The 21,234-nt window shown below is 73.6% G+C and carries 16 protein-coding genes; 11 read left to right on the top strand and 5 right to left on the bottom strand.

The window, feature by feature from the left end; genetic code table 11:
• Positions 1-90: 90 nt before the first annotated feature.
• Positions 91-1,140, bottom strand: a complete 1,050-nt coding sequence (locus EDF18_RS07180; protein WP_199732349.1) for a LacI family DNA-binding transcriptional regulator — start codon at positions 1,138-1,140, stop codon at positions 91-93.
• A 204-nt stretch (positions 1,141-1,344) separates the two neighbouring features.
• On the opposite strand from EDF18_RS07180, the gene EDF18_RS07175 reads away from it, so the two are divergent.
• The 11 genes from EDF18_RS07175 (at position 1,345) to EDF18_RS07125 (ending at position 15,653) form a co-directional block, all read left to right on the top strand.
• Positions 1,345-2,961 carry a sugar ABC transporter ATP-binding protein gene (locus EDF18_RS07175; protein WP_123547009.1) on the top strand — a complete coding sequence of 539 codons (1,617 nt, stop codon included), beginning with the start codon at positions 1,345-1,347 and terminating at the stop codon, positions 2,959-2,961.
• On the top strand, positions 2,958-3,989 hold the full coding sequence (locus EDF18_RS07170) for an ABC transporter permease (protein ID WP_123547008.1): 1,032 nt from the start codon (positions 2,958-2,960) through the stop codon (positions 3,987-3,989). The genes EDF18_RS07175 and EDF18_RS07170 overlap by 4 nt, the downstream gene beginning before the upstream one ends.
• Positions 3,982-5,079 carry an ABC transporter permease gene (locus EDF18_RS07165; RefSeq protein WP_123547007.1) on the top strand — a complete coding sequence of 366 codons (1,098 nt, stop codon included), beginning with the start codon at positions 3,982-3,984 and terminating at the stop codon, positions 5,077-5,079. Before EDF18_RS07170 ends, EDF18_RS07165 begins: the two co-directional genes overlap by 8 nt.
• A gap of 87 nt (positions 5,080-5,166) precedes the next feature.
• A complete protein-coding gene (rhaS, locus tag EDF18_RS07160) occupies positions 5,167-6,231 on the top strand; it encodes a rhamnose ABC transporter substrate-binding protein (protein ID WP_123547006.1) in 1,065 nt (354 codons plus the stop codon).
• A gap of 124 nt (positions 6,232-6,355) precedes the next feature.
• Positions 6,356-7,855, top strand: a complete 1,500-nt coding sequence (locus EDF18_RS07155) for an L-fucose/L-arabinose isomerase family protein (RefSeq protein ID WP_123547005.1) — start codon at positions 6,356-6,358, stop codon at positions 7,853-7,855.
• 100 nt (positions 7,856-7,955) lie between these two features.
• On the top strand, positions 7,956-8,435 hold the full coding sequence (locus EDF18_RS07150) for an L-rhamnose mutarotase (RefSeq protein ID WP_123547004.1): 480 nt from the start codon (positions 7,956-7,958) through the stop codon (positions 8,433-8,435).
• Positions 8,432-9,595 (top strand): L-rhamnose isomerase, encoded by a 1,164-nt coding sequence (gene rhaI / locus EDF18_RS07145; RefSeq protein ID WP_123547003.1) that lies wholly within the window; start codon positions 8,432-8,434, stop codon positions 9,593-9,595. Before EDF18_RS07150 ends, rhaI begins: the two co-directional genes overlap by 4 nt.
• Positions 9,596-9,701: 106 nt before the next feature.
• Positions 9,702-11,747, top strand: coding sequence for a bifunctional aldolase/short-chain dehydrogenase (locus EDF18_RS07140; RefSeq protein ID WP_123547002.1), 2,046 nt, complete (start codon positions 9,702-9,704; stop codon positions 11,745-11,747).
• Entirely contained in the window at positions 11,744-13,258 is a 1,515-nt protein-coding gene (locus EDF18_RS07135; protein ID WP_123547001.1) for a rhamnulokinase family protein, read from the top strand. Before EDF18_RS07140 ends, EDF18_RS07135 begins: the two co-directional genes overlap by 4 nt.
• A gap of 4 nt (positions 13,259-13,262) precedes the next feature.
• A complete protein-coding gene (locus tag EDF18_RS07130) occupies positions 13,263-14,501 on the top strand; it encodes an alpha-hydroxy acid oxidase (RefSeq protein ID WP_123547000.1) in 1,239 nt (412 codons plus the stop codon).
• Positions 14,502-14,690: 189 nt separating this feature from the next.
• Positions 14,691-15,653 carry a RimK family alpha-L-glutamate ligase gene (locus EDF18_RS07125; protein WP_123546999.1) on the top strand — a complete coding sequence of 321 codons (963 nt, stop codon included), beginning with the start codon at positions 14,691-14,693 and terminating at the stop codon, positions 15,651-15,653.
• Between the two features lie 139 nt (positions 15,654-15,792).
• On the opposite strand, the gene EDF18_RS07120 is transcribed toward EDF18_RS07125, so the two are convergent.
• The 4 genes from EDF18_RS07120 to EDF18_RS16745 are packed head-to-tail and all read right to left on the bottom strand — an operon-like array spanning position 15,793 to position 21,191.
• Positions 15,793-16,104, bottom strand: coding sequence for a DUF2470 domain-containing protein (locus EDF18_RS07120; protein ID WP_233569017.1), 312 nt, complete (start codon positions 16,102-16,104; stop codon positions 15,793-15,795).
• The gene (locus tag EDF18_RS07115) at positions 16,101-16,964 is read right to left on the bottom strand and encodes a heme oxygenase (biliverdin-producing) (RefSeq protein WP_233569016.1); all 864 of its coding nucleotides are present in this window, start codon (positions 16,962-16,964) and stop codon (positions 16,101-16,103) included. Before EDF18_RS07115 ends, EDF18_RS07120 begins: the two co-directional genes overlap by 4 nt.
• Positions 16,961-17,971: an HtaA domain-containing protein gene (locus EDF18_RS07110; protein WP_158614641.1), complete on the bottom strand. Its 1,011-nt coding sequence runs from the start codon at positions 17,969-17,971 to the stop codon at positions 16,961-16,963. Before EDF18_RS07110 ends, EDF18_RS07115 begins: the two co-directional genes overlap by 4 nt.
• Positions 17,964-21,191, bottom strand: coding sequence for an HtaA domain-containing protein (locus EDF18_RS16745; protein ID WP_123546997.1), 3,228 nt, complete (start codon positions 21,189-21,191; stop codon positions 17,964-17,966). Before EDF18_RS16745 ends, EDF18_RS07110 begins: the two co-directional genes overlap by 8 nt.
• Positions 21,192-21,234 lie beyond the last annotated feature (43 nt).

Here is a 21,234-nt window from a genome sequence, read left to right as displayed (position 1 = left end):
CGAGTGTTGCAGCGCCCCTTCGAGGCTGCCGGTCGGCATTTGAGGAGAGCGAGCGTCGGTGCGGGCTGATCAGGCGGGAGCGCCGGTCGGTCAGGCGTCGGGCACGGTGCTCGCGCGCACCACGAGCTCGGGCGCGAAGACCACTCGGCGCGGCGAGCGGGCGGGGTCGTCGATCTCGTCCTGGAGGATGTCCATCGCGGTCTGCCCGATCAGGGCGCTGGGCTGACGGATCGAGCTGAGCGGCACCACGGCCGCCCGGGCGAAGTCGATGTCGTCGTAGCCGATCAGGGCCACGTCGTCGGGCACGCGCAGGTCGCCGAGCATCACGAGCGACTGCAGCACGCCCATCGCCACGAGGTCGTTCGCGGCGAAGACCGCGTCGGGTCGCTCGCCCGCCGGGCGCGACATGAGCTCGGCGGCGGCGGCGCGACCGTGCTCCACCGTCAGCGCGGGAACCTCCACGACCTCGAGCGTCGCGGCAGGACGGGAGGCGGCGGTCTCGGCCGGCGCCTCCGCGTTCGCGGCGCGCACCGCCTCCTGCGCGCCCCGGAGGCGGTCGGCCACCTGCTGCAGGTCGAGCGGCCCGCCGACGAACGCGAGACGGCGGCGACCGACCGACAGGAGGTGCTCGGCAGCGAGCTGGCCGCCGCGCACGTCGTCGACGGAGACCGACGAGAAGTCCGTGAGCTCGGCCTGCCGGTCGACGAGCACCGCGGGGGTCCCGCGTCGGCGCAGCCGCGCCAGCCGGGCGGTCACGTCGCCGACCGGGGAGATGAGGATGCCGAGCACGCGGTTCTCCTCGAAGAGGTCGAGGTAGTGCGCCTCGCGCTCGACCTGCTGGTCGCTGTTGCCGAGCAGGACGACGCGGCCCGCCTTCTCGGCGGCCGTCTCCGCGCCGCGTGCGACGTCGGAGAAGAACGGGTTGCCCCCGTCGAGGATCACGAGGCCGATGGCCCGGCTCGCCCCGGCTCGGAGCTGTCGTGCGGCGTCGTTGCGGACGAACCCCAGCTCGTCGATCGCCGCGTGCACGCGCTCGACCGTGGCGGGGCTGACCTTGTCCGGCCGGTTCAGCACGTTCGAGACCGTGCCGACCGAGACGCCCGCCGTGGTCGCGACGTCGCGGATGCTCACCGACTCCACCCGCGCCTCCTGCCCTGGGTCGTGCTCCCTGACGACGGGGCCGAGTCTAGGCCGGGCCTCGCCGGGGGCGACGACCGGCGGGCCGCGAGCCGCGAGCCGCGGGCGGCCGAGACGCAACTGGTGCTTGACGCCGTCCCGGCCCGCCCCTACTGTCGTCCCCAAGACCTTTTGAAACGATTCATTTCTCGATGAGGAGAACGATCGATGTCGATCGACCCCACGCCCGGCGGCCTCTCGCCGACGGCCCCCGTGCTCGAGCTGAGGGGGGCCCGCAAGACGTTCGGCGCCGTGGTCGCGCTGGCCAGCGGCAGCGTGCAGCTGCGCGCCGGCGAGATCAACGCCCTCGTCGGCGAGAACGGCGCCGGCAAGTCGACGATGGTCAAGATCCTCGCCGGGGTGCACCAGCCCGACAGCGGCGAGTTCCTCTTCGACGGGCACCCGATCGTCTTCCGCACCCCGGCCGAGAGCAAGGCCGCCGGCGTGAGCGTCATCTACCAGGAGCCCACGCTGTTCCCCGACCTCACCGTCGCCGAGAACATCTTCGTCGGCCGACAGCCCACCTCGCGCCTCGGCTTCATCGACCGCGCGAAGATGCGTGCCGACGCGCGCGCCCTGTTCGCGCGGCTCGGCGTGCCCATCGACCCCGACCGCGTAGCCGAGGGCCTGTCGATCGCCGACCAGCAGATCATCGAGATCGCCAAGGCCATCTCCCTCGACGCCAAGGTCCTGATCATGGACGAGCCGACGGCAGCCCTCAGCGGCGTCGAGGTCGAGCGTCTGTTCGGCGTCGCGCGGGCGCTCCGTGACCGCGGCAGCGCGATCATGTTCATCTCGCACCGCTTCGACGAGGTCTTCGGCCTCAGCGACCGCATCACGGTGATGCGTGACGGCGCCTTCATCTCCGAGCACGCGACCGGCGACGTGACGACGGCCGAGATCGTCCGCGCCATGGTCGGCCGCGACGTCGACCAGCTGTTCCCCAAGCAGGAGGCGCGGATCGGCGAGCCCGTCGTCACCGTCGAGGGCCTGACGCGGCAGGGCGTCTTCCACGACGTGTCGTTCGAGGTGCGGGCCGGCGAGATCGTCGGCCTGGCCGGCCTCGTCGGCGCGGGCCGCACCGAGGTCGCCAGGGCGCTCTTCGGCATCGACCGCTACGACGCCGGCAGCGTCACGGTGAACGGCAAGCCGCTCGCCCGCCGCGACCCGATGGCCGCCATCACCGCGGGCATCGGCTTCGTGCCCGAGGACAGGCGCAAGCAGGGTCTCGTGATGGACATGTCGGTCAGCCGCAACACCACGCTGACCCTCCGCAGGACGCTGAGCCGCTTCGGCCTGGTCAGCGCCCGACGCGAGCGGGAGGCGGCGGCCGACTGGTCGCAGCGACTCCAGGTCAAGACCGGCAGCCAGGAGCTCGCCGTCGCGACCCTGTCGGGCGGCAACCAGCAGAAGGTCGTGCTGGCGAAGTGGCTGGCGACCGACCCGACCTTCCTGATCGTGGACGAGCCGACCCGCGGCATCGACGTCGGCACGAAGAGCGAGGTGCACCGGCTGATCAGCGACCTCGCCGGCCGCGGCATCGCCGTGCTGATGATCTCGTCCGAGCTGCCGGAGGTGCTCGGCATGGCCGACCGCGTGCTCGTCATGCACGAGGGGCGGCTCACCGCGACCCTCGACCGCGCCGACGCCACGGCCGAGCGCGTCATGCACGCGGCGACCGGGTCGGACGCGGCGGACCTGACCGAGGCCACGCAGGCCGCACCCGCAGCCAGCCCGACCAACCCGACCACGCCCCCGACAGCGACCGCAGAGGCCACCCGATGACCACCTCCCACGCCCTCGCGCCTGCCCCCACGTCGGGACGGAACCCGGTCGCCTCGCTGCTCCGGCAGCGCGAGGTGCCCGTCGCGTCCGCCCTCGTCGTGCTGGTGATCGTCACGACGATCGCCAACCCGCTCTTCGTCTCGGCCCAGGGCGTGAAGGACCTCATGCTGAACGCGACGATCACGGTGATCATGGCCGTCGGCCTCGGCACCGTCATCATCACGAACAACATCGACCTCTCGGTCGGGTCGATCCTCGGGCTCGTCGCCTTCGCGACCGGCACGGTGTTCGCCGCCGCGCCCGACATCCCGATCGTGTTCGTGTTCCTGATCGGGCTCGCGATCGGGGCGGTGCTCGGGGCCGTGAACGGGTTCCTGGTGACCGTGGCCAGGGTGCCGTCGCTCGTCATCACCCTCGGGATGCTCTACATCTACCGCGGGCTCAACAACGCCTGGGCCGGTGGCCAGCAGTACTTCGCGGGCGACCGCCCCGCCGCCTTCGGGCGCCTGTCGGTCGACACGGTGCTCGGCGTCCCGATCATCACGATCATCGCCGTGGTCGTCGTCGTGCTCGTCGCCGTGTTCCTGGCACGCACGCGGCCCGGCCGCGACCTGTACGCCATCGGCTCGGACGAGGAGGCGGCACGCCTGTTCGGGATCGCGGTGAGCAGGCGGGTCGTGACGGCCTTCGTCCTCAACGGCACGCTGACCGGCCTGGCGGGCGTGCTCTACGCCAGCCGCTTCAACTCGGTCGGTGCGACGACCGGCACCGGGCTCGAGCTGGACATCGTCGCCGCGGCCGTCGTCGGCGGCATCGCGATCTTCGGCGGCTCGGGCAGCGTCGTCGGCGCGGCGATCGGCGCCGTGCTGCTGACCACCATCACGAGCAGCCTCACCGCCCTCGGCGTCGACAAGTTCTGGCAGCAGGCCATCGTCGGCGTCCTCATCCTGACCGCCATCCTCGTCGAGCGGATCGCCTCGATCCGCAAGGCCCGACGACTGCGCACGAGCGAGGCCACCAATGCCTGACCAGACCGTCACCCGCGCCCCCGAGGCCTCCACGTCGTCCCCCTGGACGGGCGCACGCGACCCCGGAGCGCGCGCCGAGCGGGCGCTGCGCCGCCGCCGCCTCCTCAGCGGCCGCGGGGCGATCATGGTCTGGGCCCTGCTCGCGACCCTGCTCGTCTGTGCCCTGACGGTGCCCCGGTTCGCCAGCGTGCAGACCACCGGGTTCCTGCTGCTCGACGCCATCCCGATCCTCATGATCGCCATGCCGATGGCCCTGGTCGTCATCACCGGCGAGATCGACCTCTCGGTCGCCAGCACCGCGGGTCTGACGAGCGCCACGATGGGCGTGCTGTGGGCCGCCGGCTGGGGCATCCCCGAGATCTTCGTCGTCTGCGTGCTGATCGGCGTCGTCTGCGGCGCCCTGAACGGCGCGCTCGTGACGACGATCGGGCTGCCGAGCCTCGCGGTCACCATCGGCACCCTCGCGCTCTACCGCGGGCTGGCCCTCGTCGTGATCGGCGACAACGCCGTCGCGAACTTCCCGCCCGGGCTCACCTCGTTCTTCACGTCGAAGATCGGCGGAACGGGCATCCCGACGGTGATGATCGGAGTCGTCGTCGTGATCCTCTTCTTCGGGGTGCTGCTGCACTTCAGCTCGTTCGGCCGGGCACTGCCCGCGATCGGCTTCAGCAAGGAGGCCGCGAGCTTCGTCGGCGTCCACGTCGGCCGCGCCAAGTTCTGGATGTTCGTCTCGACCGGCGTCGTCTCGGCGCTGGTCGGCATCTACTGGACCCTCCGCTACTCGAGCGCCCGCAGCGACAACGCGACCGGCATCGAGCTGGCCGTGATCGCCGCGGTGCTGCTCGGCGGCGTCTCGATCTTCGGCGGCCGTGGCTCCATCCCCGGCGTCGTCGCCGGCGTGCTGATCATCTCGAGCATCAGCTACGCGCTGCGGCTCGGCGGCATCAGCGACGTCGTGCTCAACGTCGTCACCGGCCTGCTGCTCGTCGGGAGCGTGGTGACGCCGAGCCTGATCTCGGTCGTCCGCGAGAAGACCCGAGCGAGACGGGCGGCGAGGGCCGTGCTGGCCCGCTCTGCCGAGCACGCCTGAGCCGCGCCCGCACCGCCCGACCCCACGAACCCACCCGCACCACCACACCACACCCGCACCGTCCCACCCACAGCAAAGGACAGAACGATGGAGTTCCCCACCTACACCCGAGGCCGTACCCTCCGGCGTGCCGCCGCTGCTGTCGCCGCCCTCGCGACCGTCACCCTCGTCGCCTCCGGCTGCGCCCTCACGGCGGCCAGCGACGACGCCAGCTCGGGCTCCGGCTCGGGCGGCACCGAGTCGATCGCCTTCGTGCCGAAGCAGCTGAACAACCCCTACACCGACGTCGTGCTCGGCGGCGGCGAGTCCGCGTCGAAGGCGATCGGCTACGACTACAGCGTCGTGGGCCCGCTCGAGGCGAGCGCCTCCTCACAGGTCACGTTCCTCAACACCCTCACGCAGCAGGGCACGAACGTCATCGTCATCGCCGCGAACGACCCCGACGCGGTCGGGCCGGCCCTGAAGGAGGCGCGCGACGGCGGAGCGAAGATCGTCGCCTTCGACTCGGACACCAACCCCGACTACCGCGACGTGTTCGTCAGCCAGGTCGAGGCCAAGGACGTCGCGCTGATCCAGATCCGCCAGATGAGCGAGCAGATCGGCGGCCAGGGCGACATCGCGATCCTCTCCGCGACCGCGAACGCCACGAACCAGAACGAGTGGATCAAGTACATCCAGGAGGAGGTCGACACGAACCCGGACTACGCCGGCATCACCATCGTCTCGACCGTCTACGGCGACGACGACGACGCCAAGTCGTTCCAGGAGGCGCAGGGCCTGCTGCAGGCCAACCCGGACCTCAAGGGCATCATCTCGCCGACCACGGTCGGCATCGCCGCGACGGCCCGCTACCTCTCGACCTCGGAGTACAAGGGCAAGGTCGCGCTGACCGGGCTCGGCCTGCCGAACGAGATGCGCGAGTTCGTCAAGGACGGGACCGTCACCGCGTTCGCCCTCTGGGACCCGGCACAGCTCGGCGAGGTCGCGGCCTACGCCGGCCAGGCGCTGGTCGACGGCACGATCACCGGCGAGGAGGGCGACACCTTCACGGCCGGCGACCTCGGTGAGCGCACAGTCGGGGCCGACGGCATCGTCATCGTCGGCCCGCCGACCGAGTTCGACGCCGACAACATCGACGACTACGACTTCTAGGCACTCCCCGTAGTCGTCGTCCGTCGCGGGGCGCGGCGGTGCGCACGACCGGCACCGCCGCCTCCCGGCACGACCTCGCCCTTCCTCCCTCTCTTCCCTCGGCCCCTGCACCGGAGCGATCTCCATGAGCACCACCTCCTCGTCGGTCGGCGACCTGCTGCCCCCGTTCCGCCGTCGTCGCACCCGCGTCGGCCTCGTGGCCGGCGGGCTCGGCACCTACTGGCCCCAGTTCCCCGGACTGCTGCCCCAGCTGCAGGAGTCCACCCGCTACGTCGTCGAGCGCTTCGGCGCCCTCGACGCCGAGACGATCGACACCGGCTTCATCTCGGACGCGCAGGAGGCGCGGGTCGCGGCCGACACGCTGCGCACGGCCGACTGCGACCTGATCGTCGTCTTCCTCACCACGTACCTGACCTCGTCGATGGTCCTGCCGATCGCGCAGCGGGCCGGCGTGCCCGTGCTCGTCATCGACCTGCAGCCCACCCCGTCGATGGACCACGACCGCTTCGACACCGGCCTGTGGCTCGCCTACTGCGGACAGTGCCCGGTGCCCGAGGTCGCGAACGTCTTCGCCCGCGCGGGCATCGAGTTCCGATCGGTCACGGGCCACCTCCGCAGCGAGCGGGCCTGGAGGCGCATCGAGCGCTGGGTGCACGCCGCCGGCGTCCGCGCACGGCTGCGCGAGGCCCGCCACGGGCTGATGGGCCACCTCTACCCGGGCATGCTCGACGTCTCGACCGACCTCACGCTGCTCTCGACCCACTTCGGGTCGCACGTCGAGGTGCTCGAGCTCGACGACCTCCGCGTGCGCGTCGACGAGGTCTCCGACGCCGCGGTCGGGGAGAGGGTCGCCCTCGCCCGCCAGGTGTTCGACGTCGACCCCTCCGTCGCCGACGACGACCTCGACTGGGCCGCGCGCGTGTCGGTCGGCCTCGACCGCCTCGTCGACGACTTCGACCTCGACTCGCTCGCCTACTACCACCGCGGCCTCGCGGGTGAGCAGCACGAGCGGCTCGGCGCGGGCCTCATCCTCGGGGCGTCGTTGCTGAACGCCCGCGGCGTGCCGGCCGTGGGCGAGTACGAGCTGCGCACCTCCGTCGCGATGCTCGCGGCGCAGGCGCTCGGGGTCGGCGGGTCGTTCACCGAGATCCAGGCGATCAACTTCGACGACGACGTGGTCGAGATGGGCCACGACGGGCCGGCGCACCTCGCGATCTCGTCGTCGCGTCCCGTGCTGCGGGGGCTCGGCGTGTTCCACGGCAAGCGCGGGCACGGCGTCAGCGTCGAGTTCGACGTGCAGCCGGGCCCGGTCACGACCTTCGGCCTCGGCCAGGACCGTGACGGCGCGTTGTCGTTCGTCACGAGCGAGGGCACGGTGGTGCCGGGACCGCTGCTCGCCATCGGCAACACGACCTCGCGCGTCGACTTCGGCGGCGACCCCGGCGAGTGGGTCGACGAGTGGTCGCGCAGCGGCATCGGGCACCACTGGGGGCTCTGCGTCGGCCACGTCGCGCGCGACGTCGCCGCCGCGGCGTCGCTGCTCGGCATCGAGCACCGCCACGTCGCGGCGCCGTTCGACGACGCCGACGGCTTCGAGCGCAGCCTGGGCCGCGCGACGTCGTGAGCAGGCGAGCGGCCGGTCGCCGGATCGTCTTGCCGAGGGCCCGGACGCACGCTACGCTCGATCTATTGAAACGATTCAACGACGAACCGGAGACCACCTGATGACCGCCCACGACCACGAGCGATACGCGTTCCGGCTGCAGGTCGCGCCCGACCGCCTGGACGAGTACGCCGGTCGTCACGCCGAGGTCTGGCCCGAGATGCTGCAGGCGCTCCACGACAGCGGCTGGCACGGCTACTCCCTCTTCGCTGCTCCCGACGGCCTGCTCGTCGGCTACGTCGAGGCCGTGTCGCTCGAGGCCGCCCAGGCGGCGATGGTCCGGACCGAGGTCAACGCCCGCTGGCAGGCCTCGATGGCCGAGTTCTTCACCTCGCTCGACGGCACGCCTCCTGACGAGGGCTTCGAGCTGCTCACGCAGGTCTTCAACCTGGAGGCGCAGCTCGGCCTCCCGGGCGGCGGCCGCCAGCCCGACCGCACGGGCCCCACGGCGGCGGCCCCCACGACCCCGGCTGCCGCAGCCCCCACGACCCCGGCGTCATCGACGACGACCGGCACCACGACCACGGGAGAGGCATCATGACCACCTTCGACGACATCGCGCCGACGCTCGAGCGCCAGGCGATCGAGCTGCCCAGCTGGGCGTTCGGCAACTCGGGGACCCGCTTCAAGGTCTTCGGCACGCCGGGCACGCCCCGCACGCCCGAGGAGAAGATCGCCGACGCGGCGCGCGTCCACGAGCACACGGGCCTGGCGCCGAGCGTGGCCCTGCACATCCCGTGGGACGAGGTCGACGACTTCGGCGCCCTCCGCTCGTACGCCGAGGGGCTCGGCGTCGCCCTCGGCACCGTGAACTCGAACACGTTCCAGGACGACGCGTACAAGTTCGGCAGCCTGGCCCACAGCGACGCGGCCGTGCGGCGCAAGGCGGTCGACCACCACCTCCGCTGCCTCGAGATCATGCACGAGACCGGCTCGCGCGACCTCAAGATCTGGCTCGCCGACGGCACCAACTACCCCGGGCAGGACTCGCTCCGCCAGCGCCAGGACCACCTGGCCGAGTCGCTCGCCGAGATCTACGCCGGCCTCGGCGCCGAGCAGCGCCTCGTGCTCGAGTACAAGTTCTTCGAGCCGGCGTTCTACCACACCGACGTCCCCGACTGGGGCACCAGCTACGCGCAGGTGAGCGCCCTCGGCGACCGCGCGCTGACCTGCCTCGACACCGGCCACCACGCCCCCGGCACCAACATCGAGTTCATCGTCATGCAGCTGCTGCGGCTCGGCAAGCTCGGCTCGTTCGACTTCAACTCGCGCTTCTACGCCGACGACGACCTGATCGTCGGAGCGGCCGACCCGTTCCAGCTGTTCCGCATCCTGTTCGAGGTCGTCGACGGCGGCGGCCTCGAGGTCGGCTCGCCCGTGCAGTTCATGCTCGACCAGTGCCACAACGTCGAGGACAAGATCCCCGGCCAGATCCGCAGCGTGCTGAACGTGCAGGAGATGACGGCGCGCGCCCTGCTCGTCGACCGTCCGGCGCTCGACGCGGCCCGCGCCTCCCACGACGTGCTCGGCGCGAACGCCGTGCTGATGGACGCCTTCTACACCGACGTCCGCCCGGCGCTGGCCGACTGGCGCGAGGGCCGCGGCCTGCCGCGCGACCCGATGGCGGCGTACCTCACGAGCGGCACGCCCGAGCGCCTGGCCGCCGAGCGCGCGGGCGGCAAGCAGCTCAGCTGGACCTGACCCGCGCCTCCTGGCCGGCGGCTCGCCCTTCCCACCCGCACGCGGCGACCCGACCCGACCCGCGCCTCCTCGACCTGCTCCTCCTGACCTCGAACGGACCTCCCTCGTGACCAGCACCACGACCAGCACCGCCGCCGACCTCGTCGCGCGCAGCAACCGCCTCGGCGCCGACCCGGCGAACACGAACTACGCCGGCGGCAACACCTCGGCCAAGGGCACCGCGACCGACCCGGCGACGGGCGAGCCGGTCGAGCTGCTCTGGGTCAAGGGCAGCGGGGGAGACCTCGGCACCCTCACCGAAGACGGCCTCGCCGTGCTGCGCCTCGACCGGCTGCGGGGGCTCGCGAACGTCTACCGCGGGGTCGAGCACGAGGACGAGATGGTCGCCGCCTTCGACTACGCCCTGCACGGCAAGGGAGGCGCGGCACCGTCGATAGACACCGCCATGCACGGCCTCGTCGACGCCGCTCACGTCGACCACCTGCACCCCGACGCGGGCATCGCGATCGCGACGGCGGCCGATGGCGAGCGGCTGACGGCCGAGATCTTCGGCGGCGCGGTCGTCTGGGTCCCGTGGCGCCGACCGGGCTGGCAGCTCGGCCTCGACATCGCCGCGATCAAGGCCGAGCACCCGGAGGCGCGCGGCACGATCCTGGGCGGGCACGGCATCACCGCGTGGGGCGACACCAGCGAGGAGGCGGAGGCGGCCTCGCGCTGGATCATCGAGACCGCGCAGGCCTGGCTCGACGAGCACTCGCGGCCCGAGCCCTTCGGCCCGGCCCTCGCCGGCTACGCGGCCCTGCCCGTCGACGAGCGCCGCGCCAAGGCCGCGGCGCTCGCACCCGTCGTCCGCGGCATCGCGTCGCACGACCGGCCGCAGGTCGGCTCGTTCACCGACAGCGACGTCGTGCTCGACTTCCTCGCCAGCACCGAGCACCCCCGGCTCGCGGCGCTCGGCACGAGCTGCCCCGACCACTTCCTCCGCACGAAGGTGCGGCCGCTGGTGCTCGACCTGCCGGCCGACGCGACCGTCGAGGAGTCGATCGCGCGCCTCCGTGAACTGCACGAGCAGTACCGCCTCGACTACCAGGCGTACTACGACCGGCACGCGACGACCGACAGCCCCGCGATCCGCGGCGCCGACCCGCTGATCGTGCTCGTGCCCGGCGTCGGCATGTTCTCGTACGGCGGCGACGCCCAGACGGCGCGCGTCGCCGGCGAGTTCTACGTCAACGCGATCGCCGTGATGCGCGGCGCCGAGGGCGTCTCGAGCTACGCGCCGATCGACGAGGCCGAGAAGTTCCGGATCGAGTACTGGGCCCTCGAGGAGGCGAAGCTGCAGCGACGGCCCGCGCCGAAGCCGCTCGCCACCCGCGTCGCGCTCGTGACCGGTGCCGCGTCGGGCATCGGCAAGGCCATCGCCACCCGGCTCGCCGCCGAGGGGGCCTGCGTCGTGATCGCCGACCTCGACCTCGCCAAGGCGCAGGCCGCGGCGTCCGAGATCGGCGGGCCGGACGTGGCCCGCGGCGTCGCCGCCGACGTCAGCGACGAGGCCGCGGTGAAGGCGTCGATCGCCGAGGTGCTGCTGGCGTTCGGCGGGCTCGACCTCGTCGTCAACAACGCCGGGCTCAGCCTGTCGAAGTCGCTCTTCGACACCACCGAGGCCGACTGGGACCTGCAGCACGACGTGATGGCCAAGGGCTCGTTCCTCGTCGCGAAGAACGCGGCCCGCGTACTCGTCGACCAGGGCCTCGGCGGCGACATCGTCTACATCTCGTCGAAGAACTCGGTCTTCGCCGGCCCGAACAACATCGCCTACAGCGCGACGAAGGCCGACCAGGCCCACCAGGTCAGGCTGCTCGCGGCGGAGCTCGGCGAGCACGGCATCCGTGTCAACGGCATCAACCCCGACGGCGTCGTGCGCGGCTCGGGCATCTTCGCCAGCGGCTGGGGCGCCAACCGCGCCGCGACCTACGGCGTCGACGAGAAGGACCTCGGCGCCTTCTACGCGCAGCGCACCATCCTCAAGCGCGAGGTCGTGCCCGAGAACGTCGCCGCCGCCGTCTACGCCATCTGCACGAGCGACTTCTCGCACACGACCGGGCTGCACGTGCCGGTCGACGCGGGGGTCGCCGCGGCCTTCCTGCGATGAGCCAGGGCGGCTCGAGCCCCGCGGGAGGCGTCGTCGCCGCGGTCGACCTCGGGGCGACGAGCGGGCGCGTCGTGCTCGGGCACGTCGACCGTGACGGCGTCCGGCTGCAGCACGTCGCCCGGTTCGCGAACGACCCGGTCACGCTGCCCGAGGGGCAGGGCGCAGGAGGCGCGGGCCGGGTCGGCCTGCACTGGGACGTCCTGGGGCTCTGGCGGTCGGTCTCGGCGGGGCTGACGCAGGCCCTCCGTGACGAGCCGGGCGTGGCCTCGATCGGCGTGGACTCCTGGGCCGTCGACTACGGGCTGCTGCGCGAGGGCCGCCTCCTCGGCTCTCCGTACCACTACCGCGACGAGCGCTCGGCAGCGGGGGTCGAGACGGTGCACGCCGTCGTGCCGCCCGGTGAGCTCTTCGCGCGCACCGGCCTGCAGCACCTGCCGTTCAACACCGTCTTCCAGCTCGCCGCCGACCAGGCGTCGGGCGTCCTCGCCCCGGCCGATCGTGCCCTGCTCGTGCCCGACCTCGTCTCGTGGTGGCTCACCGGCACGGCCGCGACCGAGCGCACCAACGCCTCGACGACGGGTCTGCTGTCGCCGGCGACGGGGGAGTGGGACGTCGAGCTGATGGGCCGGCTCGGGCTGACGCCCGACTTGTTCGCGCCGCTCGTCGACCCGGGCGCTTCCCTCGGTCCGCTGCTGCCCTCGGTCGCCGCGGCGATCGGCGCCCCGGCGTCGCTCGGGGTCACGGCGGTCGGGTCGCACGACACCGCCTCGGCCGTGGTCGCCGTGCCGCTCACAGGCGACGACGCCGCCTACGTGTCGAGCGGCACGTGGTCGCTCGTCGGCCTCGAGCTGCCGTCACCGCTGCTCGGCGAGGACGTCCGTGCGGCCGGCTTCACGAACGAGGGCGGCGTCGACGGGCGGGTGCGGTTCCTCAAGAACGTGTCGGGCCTGTGGCTGCTGAGCGAGTCGATGCGTGCGTGGAGCCGCTCGGGCACCTCGGCCGCCGAGCGCAGCAGCGACCTCGCGGCCCTGCTCGCCGAGGCGGCGGCCGTGACCCGGCCCGTCGCCGTCTTCGACGCCACCGACGTGCGCTTCACCCCGCCGGGCGACATGCCCGCGCGCATCGAGGCGTGGTGCGTCGAGCACGACGTGGAGCCGCCGCGGGGCCGCCCCGAGACCGTGCGCAGCATCCTCGAGTCGCTCGCGGCCGCGTACGCCGAGACGCTGCGGGATGCCGAGCGGCTCTCGGGCCGCACGATTCGCACCGTGCACGTCGTCGGGGGCGGCTCGCAGAACGAGCTGCTCTGCCAGTTGACCGCCGACTGCACGGGCTGCACCGTGCTGGCCGGGCCGGTCGAGGCGACGGCGCTCGGCAACGTGCTCGTCCAGGCGCGGGCCGCAGGGCTCGTGCACGGGAGCCTCGAGTCCTTGCGTGCCCTGGTGCGTCGCAGCTCCTCACCCGTCCGCTACGAGCCGCGGACCACCGCGGCCCCCACCTCGCAGAGAGGCTGAGACCATGGTCCAGCGTCAGTTCCCCAAGCCCGTCGAGCTGCTCGAGTACCTGAGCTTCAAGAAGCCCGAGCTCGACGGGCGCAAGCGCCGCCTCGAGGCCGCCCTGACGATCGAGGACCTGCGGACGATCGCGAAGCGCCGCACGCCGAAGGCCGCGTTCGACTACACGGACGGCAGCGCGGAGGCGGAGATCTCGATCACGCGGGCCCGGCAGGCGTTCGAGGACGTCGAGTTCCATCCGGAGGTGCTGCGGGACGTGGCCGACATCGACACGACGGCGACGGTGTTCGGGGCGCCGTCGGCGATGCCGTTCGCGATCGCGCCGACCGGGTTCACCCGTCTCATGCAGACCGAAGGAGAGACGGCCGGCGCCTCGGCTGCGGCGGCCGCAGGCATCCCGTTCACCCTGTCGACGCTGGGGACGACGTCGATCGAGGACGTGAAGGCAGCCAACCCGCACGGGCGCAACTGGTTCCAGCTCTACGTCATGCGGCAGCGCGACATCTCGTACGGCCTCGTGGAGCGGGCGGCGGCCGCCGGGTACGAGACCCTCTTCTTCACGGTGGACACCCCGGTCGCGGGGGCGCGCCTCCGGGACAAGCGGAACGGGTTCTCGATCCCGCCGCAGCTGACGCTGGGGACGGTGCTCGACGCGTTGCCCCGACCGTGGTGGTGGTACGACTTCCTCACGACGAACAAGCTGGAGTTCGCGTCGTTGAGCGCCACCGGCGGGACGGTCGGCGATCTGCTCGACCTGGCGATGGACCCCACGATCAGCTTCGACGACCTGCGGATCATCCGCGAGATGTGGCCGGGCAAGCTGGCGGTGAAGGGCGTGCAGAGCGTCGACGACGCGAAGAAGTTCGTGGACGCGGGAGTCGACGGGATCGTGCTGTCGAACCACGGCGGGCGGCAGCTCGACCGGGCGCCGATCCCCTTCCACCTCCTTCCGGAGGTGGTGCGCGAGGTGGGCGCGGACACGGACGTCCTCGTCGACACCGGCATCATGAACGGCGCCGACATCGTCGCGTCCGTCGCGCTCGGGGCCAAGACGACCCTGATCGGGCGGGCGTACCTCTACGGGCTCATGGCCGGCGGGCGGCAGGGCGTCGACCGCACGATCGAGATCCTCTCGGACCAGGTCGTGCGGACGATGAAGCTGCTCGGAGCGCACTCGCTCGAGGAGCTGGAGCCGAGGCACGTGACCCAGCTCGAGCGCCTGGCGCCGCGCGCCCGCAGCTGACCGTAGCGGTCGACGAGTCGCCCCGATCTGCTGGCTCGAGGGCGCGGGGGCAGCGGATCGGGGCAACTCGCCTCGGCTCGAGGTGGGCAGGTGGGCAGGCGGGCAGGCGGGCGGGCAGGCGGGCAGGCGGCCGCCGTCACGCACCGTCACCGGCGTGCGGGTGTCGGCGGCGGCGGGCAGGGTGGGGTGATGAGTTCCCCCGACCCGGACACCGCCGACCCGACACCCGTCGTCCACGTGCTGCACGACAACGAGGAGTGGCTGCCGCCGCTGCTCGCAACGCTCGACGCGGCGGGGGTGCCGCACGCCGAGCACCTGCTCGACGGGAGCTCCTTCGACCTCTCGGCCGCGCCTCCTGCGGGGGTGTTCTGGTCGCGCCTGAGCGCGTCGGCCGCCACCCGCGGCAGGGCGACCGCGAAGGAGGTGGCGCGCGCGACCCTGCGCTGGGCCGAGCGGCACGGGCGCCGGGTCGTGAACGGCAGCGGGGTCGTCGAGCTCGAGGTGAGCAAGGTCGCGCAGTACCTGGCGCTGTCGGCGCACGGCTTCGACGTCCCGCGGACGGTCGCGGTCTTCGGCACGGCCGACCTGAAGGTGCGGGCGCGGGAGCTGCCGACGCCGTTCATCACGAAGCACAACCAGGGCGGCAAGGGCATCGGGGTGCGCCGGTTCGACGACCACGAGTCGTTCGACGCCTACGTCGACGGTCCCGACTTCGAGCAGCCCGCCGACGGCGTCACCCTGCTGCAGGAGTACCTGCAGGCCGAGGAGCCTTTCGTCACCCGCGCCGAGTTCGTGGGCGGGCGCTTCGTCTACGCGGTGCGGGTCGACACGTCCGCCGGCAGCTTCGAGCTGTGCCCGGCGGACGCGTGCGTCGTCCCGACGGGCGCCGACCCGGCGACCTGGGCGTCGTTCGCGGTGCGCCCCTCGGTGACGGCGGAGCACCCGCTCGTGGTCCGGCTCGAAGCGTTCCTCGCCGCGCAGGGCATCGAGGTCGCCGGCGTCGAGTTCATCGAGACGGTCGACGGCCGGGTCGTGCCCTACGACGTCAACACGAACACGAACTACAACCCGGACGTCGAGCGGGAGTCGTCGGTGTCGGCGACGGCGGCGCTCGCCGAGTTCCTCGGGGGCGCGCTGGCGGCCGCGGCGTAGCGCCGCGGCCGCCGCGCGGGTCGCGCCGCGCGGGTCGCGCCGCGCGGGTCGCGCCGCGAAAGCGACAAAGCGACGCGGGGCCCCGCGGAGGTTTGTCGTTTTCGCGTCGGGACAGCCCGGGGGCGCGGTCGCCGACGCGTCAGCGGCCGTCGAACAGCTCGACCACCTGGCGGCGGACGGATGCGCGGTCCGTGATCGGCGCGGGCCACGGCACGGTGAGCACGCCCTCCGTGCCGTCGGCGTCCGTCACGGACCAGGTCGTCTCGAGCGCGTCGAACCCGAGCATCAGCGCGGCCGTCGCCCCCGGCGCGCCGTGCCGCCGCACGATCACCACCCCGTCCGAGGCGTGGTCGTCGCGCATGTGCCGCAGCACCGCCTCGACGACGTCGTCGCCGAAGGGCAGCCGGCGGGCGTCGGCGTCGGCATCGGCGTCGGCGTCGGCGCGGCTCACGAGGCGCCTCCCGACGCGACAGGAGCGGCCGGGCCCGCCGCAGCGCCCGAGTCCGGCCCGGCGGCCGGGCCCGCCGCAGCGCCCGAGTCCGGCCCGGCGACCGGGCCCGCCGCAGCGCCCGGGTCCGGCCCGGCGTCGAGGCCGCGCTCGGCGTCGAGCTCGGCCAGGAGGCGCGTGTTCAGGTCGTAGGCGTGCAGCACCTCCGTGACCACCGCCTCCTCGTCGGCCTCGCCCCAGGGGAGGGAGTCGAGCCGAGCGCGGTACTCGTCCTTGAAGGCGGTCGGGTCGGGGACGTCGTCGAAGGCGAAGAACGTCGTCGCCTCGTCGGGCAGCCCGTAGCGCTGCCGCAGGGCGCGGCCGATGTGCTGCCCGCCCGACAGGTCGCCGAGGTAGCGCGTGTAGTGGTGCGCGACGAACGCGGTCGGCGACGAGACGGCAGCGCCCCGGAGGCGGCCGACGTACTCGATCGTGGCGGGCACGGCCTCGAGGCGGTCGCGCCAGGCGGGCCCGACGAGGTGCTCGAGGTCGGCCTCGAGCGACGGCAGCCGCGTCAGCCGGTCGGTCACGAACGCGCCCGCGACCGGGTGCGCTGCCGCGCCGACGGCCGCCTGTTCGAGCGCTCGGTACACGTGCCAGTACTGGGCGAGGAGGCGGACGAGATCGTCCCTGCTGCACGTACCGCGCATCAGGTCGGCCATGAAGCCCGCCCGGCTGCTCGTGCCGTGCCCGCTGCGTGTGCGGGTGCGCAGCAGCTCCGAGAACGGGACGGGCGACGGGGGCACGGCGAGGTCGGGCTCGAGGGCCGGTGCGGTCGTTGTGGCGTCGATCGCGGGCCCGGTGGTGACGGCGGTGCTGGTCACGGTGTCTCCTTCTCGTCGTGCGCGGTGGTGGAGCTGGCCGGGCTGGAGCCGCCGGTGCCGTCGTCCGAGGCCGCGGAGCTGCTGGCGGCCAGCCGGCGACGACGCACGACGAGCCACGCGAGCGCCCCGAGGAGCGCCGCCGCGGCGACAGCGGACCAGGCGAGGGCGGCGGGCGTCGGGCCCGCATCGGTGCTGGCGTCCCGCGACGCGGACGCCGCCGCCGCGGGGGCGGACGTGGCCGTCTGCGTGGCGTCGGCCTCGTCGGCCGAGGTGACCGCCGCCTCCTCGGCGTCGACCGGCGCGGTGCAGGCCACTGGCACGTCCGCGGTCAGCGGGTCGAGCGCGGTGCCCGGCTCGTAGCTGCCGAAGGCGGCGGCTCCCTCGGCGGTCAGCGTCGTCGGCGCCCCCGCGAACGAGAGCGCTCCCGTGCCGGGGTCGACGGGCGAGGCGCTGAGGTCGACGTCGGCGAACGGGACGTCCGGCGAGCTGACGGCCACCCCCTCCTGCGTCGTCCCGGCCACGTCGAGCAGCAGCTGGGCCGAGGTGGGCGACGTGAAGCGCAGCACCGGGTCGGCGAGCGTCGTGTCGAGCACGCCCTGGTGGCCGGTGAACCGGACGCTGCCCACGAAGGCGACGTCGTCGGTCGTGACGTCGCCCGCCGGGCCGTCGCCGAGCTGGCCGGCCCCGGAGGCCCAGCCGAACGACGGTGTCGCGTAGGTCGCGCCTCCTTCGGGCGTCCAGGCGCCCTTGGCGATCGAGCCGCTGATGTACGACCGGAACGACTCCTTCACGCCCCAGCTCAGGGTCGCCCCCGAGACGGTGCACGAGGAGGCGCCGGTCGCGGCGGCGGCACCGGCCACGGCCCCCGAGGGGGCCGGCAGCACCGCCGCGGCGGCCGCCAAGGCGAGAGCCCCGACGACCACCGCGGCGGTGCGGCGCCGAGCGGCGCCCGCTGCCCGAGCGGCGCCTGCGGCCCGAGCGGCGCCTGTGGCACGAGCCTCAGGCACGGGCGACCTCGAGCGCAGGCGCGGTCTCGAGCGCACCGAGCGCACCGGTGCGACGACGGCGCACGGCCACCGCCCCGAGCCCGGTGAGCAGCAGCAGCGAGCCGAGCAGCAGGCCGCCGAGGCCCTGGTCCCCGCCCGTGAACGCGAGGGCGGACCCGGCCGGGGCGGTGCTGCCGTCGCACGCGACGGTCGCGCCGAGCGGCAGCGAGAACGACACCGGGTCGAGCGCCTCGCCCGCCTGGTAGAAGTCGCCGAACGCGACCGCGCCGGCCGCGGTGAGGGTGGCGGGCACGCCCGACCAGCCGAGGGCGCTGACCGTGGCCGTGCGCGAGCCCTGGCCGAGGGCGAGGGTCGCCAGGGCGAGGCCCCTCGTCGTGACGGCGGCCCCGCCGGCGAGCGGCTTGCTCGTCATGTCGACGACGAGGGTCGCCTGGCTGCCCGAGACGAGCTGCACGCGCGGTGCGGAGATCGTCATGTCGAGCGAGCCTCCGTGGCCGGTGAAGTGGACTCCGCCGTCCCAGCTCACCGAGCCGCGGCCGGCCTCGGTGTTGACCGAGCCCGAGCCGCCCGACCAGGCATAGGCCCCGCCGGAGGCGGTGGTCACGCCGTCGAGGGACACCGCGCCCTTCGCGATCGGTCCCGTGATGTACGAGCGGTAGCTCTCCTTGACGCCCCAGCTGAGGGTCGCGCCGCTGACCGCGCGGGCGACGCAGCGGTCCTGCTCGGCGGCCGCGCCGGTCGGCGTGCCGGTGCCGGTCGGGACGACGCCGTTCCCGGAGCCCGTGCCCGCGCCTCCTCCGGGCAGCGGGGCGACGATCGGCGTGTCGCCGCCGGGCTCGGCGACCGCGGTGCGGAAGCCGAACGAGACGGGGTCGGCGGCCTGGCCGCGGTACTGCGCCCAGCCCGCGGGCGACAGGGTGTCGCTGAAGGTGCCGGCGACCGAGTCCCAGCGGGCGGTCGGCGCCGCGGCGGCGTCGAGCGCGGCGAGCAGGCTCACGGCGGGAGCGCCGGTCGCGGTGCTCCGGTTCGCCGCGCTCGGGACCGCCGTGCTCTGTGCCAGGCGGACGAGCTCGATCCGCTCGGTCGAGCCGAGGCCGGCCGTGTCGCTCGTCGAGGTGCGGGCGGTGAGCACCGAGCCGCCGTCGGCGGTCGTCGTCACCCTGGGGTCGGCGAAGCCGATGCTGAAGCCGTGCGAGGCGCTCGTGAAGAGCACGGCGCCCGTGTAGCGGATCGTGCCGAGCCCCGTGGCGGGGTCGAAGTCGCCGCCGTCGACCTGGTCGAAGACGAAGCGTCCGTCGGGGGCGACGGTGGCGCCTCCGGAGACCGCCGTCGTGCCGGCCGCGATGGTCGCGAGGTAGCCGCGCCAGGAGTCCTTGAAGCCCCAGGCGAGGTTGCCCTGCCCGGCCTCGGGCTCGGTGCCGGGGCCGGGGACCTCGGGGTCGGGCGTCCCGGGCTCGGGCGTCGTCACGGGTGCGGCGCCCCAGGCGAGCGAGACGGGCGACGGCGGCTTGGTCGCGTTCGCGGCCGTGGTGCCGGACGTGTAGTAGAAGGCGCGCACGGCGCTCGGGACCTGCAGCACGAAGGCGTTCGACCAGGCGTCGTCGAAGTCGCGGCTCCAGGTGCCCTGCGCGGTCGTGCCCTCATAGGCCAGGGGAGCGGTGAGCTCTCCGTCGGCGGCGAGGTCGGGGAACGAGGCCCCTGCCACGGCCGCGACGACGGTCTCGGTCGGTGCGGAGGCGCTCTCCGTGCCGACGCCGGTGCGGACGCCGGCGCTCCAGGTGCCGGTGCCGTCGGACGCGATCGCGAGCGACGGGTCGACGAGCTCGACCCACTGGCCGGCGGGCGGGAAGAAGCTCGCGTAGGCCGCGACCCTCATCGTGCCGGTGAACTCGACGACGACGCAGTCCGCGTCGCCCGTGGCGGTGCCGCCGGTGAGCGCGAAGGTCTGGCCGTCCTCGGCGAGCGAGATGCCGCCTCCTGCGGTCTTGGTCCAGCCGGAGCTGTAGGCCGACCAGCCCCAGCGGGCGGTGACATCGTCGGAGGTGGCGACGGCCGTGCTGCCCGGCGTGCAGGCCGTGGGCTGCGCCGCGTCGACGACGGACCAGTTGGCCGCAGCGGTCGCGCCCTGGCCGGTGCCCATCAGCGGAGCCGAGGAGGCGCGGAACGCGGTGCTGCCGGAGGTGCCGCCCGCGTAGGCGGCCGAGATCGCGTGGCCGCCGGGGGCGAGGGGCGTCGTCAGGGTGGCGACGCCGTCGACGAGGGGCGCGGTGCCGAGGTCGACCGGTGTCGTGGAACCGGCCGGGGTCGCGCTGAAGGCGACGGCGCCGGTGGGCGTCGACGTGCCGTCGGAGGCGACCGTCGCGGTGAAGGTCGAGGGGGCAGGCGCGACGACCGGGGCCGGGGTCGTCGCCGCGACCTTCGTGGTCGTGTCGAGCGTCGTGACGGGGTCGGGGTCCGCGGTCGGGTCAGGCGTCGGCTCGGGGTCGGGGGTCGGCTCGGGCTCGGGGGTGGGCTCGGGCTCCGGCTCGGCGGCGAGCGTGCGGTCGACCGTGATCGTGACGGGGTCGAGCGACGAGCCGGTCGCACGCACCTGCGGCGTCTGCGAGGCGTCGGAGCCCTCGAGCAGCGCGAGCACCTGGGCGCCCTGGGCGGTGATCGCGGCGGGGGCGGCGGTCCAGGTGACCGAGGTCGGCGTGCTGACGGCCTGGACGGCCGAGAGATCGACCGTCGCGAACGTGCGCGTCGCCTTCGCCGCCGTCGGCAGGGCCGGGTTCAGGTCGTGCGACGAGCCGGCGGTGGTGCCGGAGATCGTGGCGACGCCCCCGGAGATCGAGACCGTGGGGGAGCCGAGGTGCACGTAGTTGCCCTGGGCCGTGCCGACCTGGGCGTCGCTGCCGAGCACGTAGCCGATGCGCGCGGTGCCCGAGAAGGCGAGCTCGCCCTGCTGGGACGCGTCGTCCCACGTGCCGCCCGAGAGCGGGAAGGTCGCGAGGTCGTCGACGAACGAGGCGGGGGCCGTGGCCGTGCGGTAGTTCGCGAAGGCCATCCGGTAGTCGGCGTCGATCCCCCAGCTGAGGGAGCCGGCGGTCGCGTCGACCGGTGCTGCGGCCGCGGGCTCGACCGGGGCCGCGAGGCCGACGAGGCCGGCGCCGGCCACGAGCGACGCGGCGACGAGGAGGGACAGGTGGCGGCGCGCCGAGGCGCGCGGGAGTGGTGTCACAGAGGGGCTCCAGAGATGTCGGAGGGGCAGGTCGGACTCGACC

The sequence above is a fragment of the Frigoribacterium sp. PhB107 genome, from assembly GCF_003751515.1.
Classification (GTDB): Bacteria; Actinomycetota; Actinomycetes; order Actinomycetales; family Microbacteriaceae; genus Frigoribacterium.
The sequence above is the reverse complement of the archived record's forward strand: the minus strand, read 5'-3'. Positions and strand labels throughout refer to the sequence as shown.

Bases quoted from the DNA above. Each gene is read 5' to 3' on its own strand.
- EDF18_RS07125 (WP_123546999.1), top strand. From the start codon at position 14,691: ATGAGTTCCCCCGACCCGGACACCGCCGACCCGACACCCGTCGTCCAC.
- rhaS (WP_123547006.1), top strand. From the start codon at position 5,167: ATGGAGTTCCCCACCTACACCCGAGGCCGTACCCTCCGGCGTGCCGCC.
- EDF18_RS07150 (WP_123547004.1), top strand. From the start codon at position 7,956: ATGACCGCCCACGACCACGAGCGATACGCGTTCCGGCTGCAGGTCGCG.
- EDF18_RS07135 (WP_123547001.1), top strand. From the start codon at position 11,744: ATGAGCCAGGGCGGCTCGAGCCCCGCGGGAGGCGTCGTCGCCGCGGTC.
- EDF18_RS07155 (WP_123547005.1), top strand. From the start codon at position 6,356: ATGAGCACCACCTCCTCGTCGGTCGGCGACCTGCTGCCCCCGTTCCGC.
- EDF18_RS07175 (WP_123547009.1), top strand. From the start codon at position 1,345: ATGTCGATCGACCCCACGCCCGGCGGCCTCTCGCCGACGGCCCCCGTG.
- rhaI (WP_123547003.1), top strand. From the start codon at position 8,432: ATGACCACCTTCGACGACATCGCGCCGACGCTCGAGCGCCAGGCGATC.
- EDF18_RS07165 (WP_123547007.1), top strand. From the start codon at position 3,982: ATGCCTGACCAGACCGTCACCCGCGCCCCCGAGGCCTCCACGTCGTCC.
- EDF18_RS07170 (WP_123547008.1), top strand. From the start codon at position 2,958: ATGACCACCTCCCACGCCCTCGCGCCTGCCCCCACGTCGGGACGGAAC.
- EDF18_RS07130 (WP_123547000.1), top strand. From the start codon at position 13,263: ATGGTCCAGCGTCAGTTCCCCAAGCCCGTCGAGCTGCTCGAGTACCTG.